Below are 4081 nucleotides of genomic sequence, written 5' to 3'. Positions count from 1 at the left end.
TCAGTAAACAGTAATCAGTAATCAGTGAAAAGACAGTAGGAAACTGCTATTTAATACTGCTCACTTAATACTCAAATCTGGTAACTGATGACTGACCCACTGATAACTGACATCATCAATTAAAAAAGTTGTCGGTGAACGGTGAAGATTAAGCTGTGAGCCATCTTGAATGGGTCAGTAAACAGTAATCAGTAATCAGTGAAAAGACAGTAGGAAACTGCTATTTAATACTGCTCACTTAATACTCAAATCTGGTAACTGATGACTGATAACTGATGACTGATAACTGATAACTGATAACTGATAACTGATAACTGATAACTGATAACTGAAAAGGGGGACTATTTTGAACGGATTCGGGGCAGCAGTCGTCATGACCGGTTGTGGATCGGCCACACCAGCGCAATTCCTCAGTAATGAAGAACTCAGCCAAATTGTCGAGACTTCCGATGAGTGGATTAAAAGTCGTACAGGCATCGGTAAACGCCATTTAGCGGATCAATCGGTGTCTTTGAGCCAATTAGCAGCCCAAGCGGCGATTAAGGCTCTGGAAATGGCTCAGGTGTCGCCTAGGGACATCGATCTGATTCTCTTGGCTACTTCTACCCCCGATGATCTGTTCGGTAGTGCCGCCCAAGTTCAAAGTCAGATCGGGGCTAATCGGGCGATCGCTTTTGATCTCACCGCCGCCTGTTCGGGTTTTCTGGTGGGATTAGTCACCGCCACCCAGTTTATCCGTACTGGTACTTACCGCAATGTCTTGGTTATCGGGGCCGATGTTCTCTCCCGTTGGCTGGATTGGAACGATCGCGCTACCTGTGTCCTCTTTGGAGATGGGGCAGGGGCGGTGGTTTGTCAAGCAAATGATACAAAAGATAACATTCTCGGTTTTGAACTCCATAGCGACGGCAGCCAGAATGGTTCTCTCAATCTCGCCTATGAGGGGGAAGAATTGCCCCTTAAGGAGGGGGTAAGGGTTCAAAAAGGGACCTATAAGCCCCTAAGGATGAACGGACGGGAAGTCTATCGTTTTGCCGTGGCGAAAGTGCCAGAGGTCATCGAAAAAGCTCTCTATCGAGCTAATTTAACCACCAGTGATATCGATTGGTTAGTTTTGCACCAAGCTAATCAAAGAATTATGGACGCGGTGAGCGAGCGCCTGAAACTGCCTCCGGAAAAAGTGATCAGCAATCTCAGCGAGTATGGCAACACTTCCGCAGCCTCGATTCCTCTAGCCCTCGATGAAGCTGTCAGGAGTGGTAAGGTCAAAAAAGGTGATATTATTGCTTCTTCTGGCTTTGGTGCCGGTTTAACTTGGGGTGGGATTATCTTCCGTTGGGGAGATTAATTCAGTGATCAGTAAACAGTAAACAGTAACCAGTAAACAGTAAACAGTAAACAGTAACCAGTAAACAGTAACCAGTAAACAGTAAACAGTAAACAGTAAACTAAAAACTCACATCTGATAACTGATAACTGATAACTGATAACTGATAACTGATAACTGATAACTGATAACTGATAACTGATAGCTGATAACTGATAACTGATAACTGATAACTGACCCAAACACATCTATCTATCTATTTTAAGAACGTATGAAAACAGCGTGGATATTCCCGGGACAAGGATCGCAAGCGTTAGGAATGATTGGAGATTTAGCGGAAAGTGCGCTTGGCCAAGAGAGATTAGAAATAGCAGAAAGAATCCTCGGTTGGTCGGTCCTGGAAAAATGTCAAGGGGATGAAGAAACCCTATCTCGTACTCTTTATACCCAACCTTGTTTATTTGTGGTGGAGAGTATTTTAGCGGATTTGTTGCAAGAAAAAGGTCATTTTCCCGATCTAGTTGCCGGTCATAGTCTCGGTGAATATTCGGCTTTGTATGCGGCCAGGGTGTTTAATTTTGAAACAGGATTAAATCTAGTTCAAAACCGTTCCCGTTTGATGGATGCGGCCGAAGGTGGTAAAATGGCCGCCTTAATGAAATTCGATCGCACCAGTCTAGAGACAGTGATTAATCAGACGGAAAATGTAGTTATTGCTAATGATAATAGTGCCGAACAAGTGGTGATTTCTGGGACTCCTGAAGCGGTGGATTTGGTATTAGGTCAAGTGAAAGTTAAGCGGGTTATGCCCTTAAAAGTATCCGGTGCTTTTCACTCTCCCTTGATGGAAAATGCTGCTATTCAGTTTCAGCAGATTTTAGAATTAGTTAATTTTCGTTCTGCAAAAGTTCCCGTTATTTCTAATGTTAATCCTAGCCAACCGATCACCGATGCGGAGGAATTAAAAAGTTATCTCATTCAGCAGATGACTAGCTCCGTAAGATGGCGAGAAATTATCTTAAAATTGCTGGATGTGGGTGTGGAAAAAGCGATCGAAGTGGGACCAGGTAAAGTTTTAACTGGTTTAATTAAACGAACTGTTCCTGCAATTGAGTTAGAAAATATCAGTCAATTAGCCGATATATCCAAGGGTAACGAAGATGTTAAATTGCAGGGTTCATTAGTTGGTGTTGGTTAAATTATCTGGCAACATTTTCGACAAAGGAAGTAAATTGATGGATACCTAGCCAAAAAGGAAGGCTTTTAAACCTTCCTTACACTAGAATTGGTCATTTATTGACGTTTGCGAGCCAATGCACCCAGAGAACCCACCGCTAATAAACCTAAAAGGGTACCTGGTTCTGGGGTTGTCTGTGTCGGGGTGCCGGTGCCTTGAATGGTCCAGTTAGCAGCAACGATATTGCCTGATGCATTGGTCAAACCGACCCTGTTGGAGGGCAAAGTCAAGTAAACGACACTGCCTCCATCCACGAACCATGAGCGAGGTGTTTGTGTGGAATTGGTTGAGACTACATTGAGATTACTGGAATCACTCCATTTGGTAGGAACAGCCGTTAATTGTCCTGAGGCATTGGTGACAAAGCTTCCTGAAGCAGCAGTCAACCCATTACCACCATTAGGATTAAAGGTGGTAACGTGGGACCCATTACCAAAATTGAAGGTGACAGTCACAATGTTACTCGCGGTCCATGTTTGGCCCAACAGGGAAGTTCCCCCATTGTCAAGCTGATAGGTAATAACCGCAGTATCACCGACATTAACGTTATCGACACCAAAGTTTGCTGAAACAGTACCCGTATAGGTAGCGGTAAAAATGGCGGCATGGGCGGGAATGGCACTGAAAACGGCACAAGTCACCGCAGGAAGGCAAAGGGCTTTTAGCAGTTGATTAGTCATTTTTGATTGATTGCAAGTTAATGTCCTGGTTAAGAATGGGCTCTTCTCGACTTTGTGTGATAATTTTTGCTTATGGAATCGTGAAATGCTTATCGGGCAAGACTTTTAGGGCTATTTTGCGGATATTCTATCAGTATAGACCTCGTTTCCACACATAAACCAGAAGAGCCAAGAATGGGTAAAAATTGCTATTTATACCCCATAAATCATTGCTTAATAGCAATAAGCATCATAATTATACCCCCCCCCGAATTTGTCAAGTATTCTCCGTTTTTTATTGATGAATACGGAAAAAAGCCCATCAGGGAGAGAGTGGAAGGGTTCGCCAAGGAAACATCTTAAATTAATCGGTAATGATTAGGATTGCGCTATTTTAGGGGTTAGGGGGGAGGCAAAACGTCCTAATCTTAGCGGGTACTGCTATAAAATAAAAGCATGAAAACTGACACGATTTTTTATCAACTCTTTCAATCTTTCCCCTCTATCTTCTTTGAATTAATTCAACTCCCTATCACCGAAGCCAATAACTACCGCTTTGACTCAGTGGAAGTCAAACAACTTTCTTTTCGTCTCGATGGAGTCTTTCTGCCGCAAAATAATAACCCCCAGACTCCTATCTACTTCTGTGAGGTACAATTTCAAGAAGATGAGGCTTTTTATCGCCGCTTTTTCACTGAAATATTCTTATATCTCAGTAAAACTGACTTAACCAATGATTGGCGGGGTGTGATTGTCTATCCTAACCCTCAAGTAGAAACCGATAAAGTTCAACGCTATCGGGAACTCCTCAACTCCGAGCGAGTGAGACGGATTTATCTGAATGAATTAGAAAACATT

4 protein-coding genes are annotated in these 4081 nt (G+C 43.0%); 3 read left to right on the top strand and 1 reads right to left on the bottom strand.

Annotated elements, in window-relative coordinates; genetic code table 11:
- Positions 1 to 346 precede the first annotated feature (346 nt).
- Both IM322_RS19845 and fabD read left to right on the top strand, forming a co-directional pair.
- On the top strand, positions 347 to 1348 hold the full coding sequence (locus IM322_RS19845; protein WP_287673639.1) for a beta-ketoacyl-ACP synthase 3: 1002 nt from the start codon (positions 347 to 349) through the stop codon (positions 1346 to 1348).
- A gap of 250 nt (positions 1349 to 1598) precedes the next feature.
- A complete protein-coding gene (fabD, locus tag IM322_RS19840; protein WP_287673638.1) occupies positions 1599 to 2525 on the top strand; it encodes an ACP S-malonyltransferase in 927 nt (308 codons plus the stop codon).
- Between the two features lie 95 nt (positions 2526 to 2620).
- On the opposite strand, the gene IM322_RS19835 is transcribed toward fabD, so the two are convergent.
- Entirely contained in the window at positions 2621 to 3244 is a 624-nt protein-coding gene (locus IM322_RS19835) for a PEP-CTERM sorting domain-containing protein (RefSeq protein WP_287673636.1), read from the bottom strand.
- 435 nt (positions 3245 to 3679) lie between these two features.
- On the opposite strand from IM322_RS19835, the gene IM322_RS19830 reads away from it, so the two are divergent.
- The coding region (locus IM322_RS19830; protein WP_287713315.1) for an Rpn family recombination-promoting nuclease/putative transposase at positions 3680 to 4081 on the top strand (402 nt) is incomplete at its 3' end.

It is taken from the genome of Microcystis sp. M109S1 (genome assembly GCF_020247025.1).
Taxonomy (GTDB): Bacteria; Cyanobacteriota; Cyanobacteriia; order Cyanobacteriales; family Microcystaceae; genus Microcystis.
The sequence above is the reverse complement of the archived record's forward strand: the minus strand, read 5'-3'. Positions and strand labels throughout refer to the sequence as shown.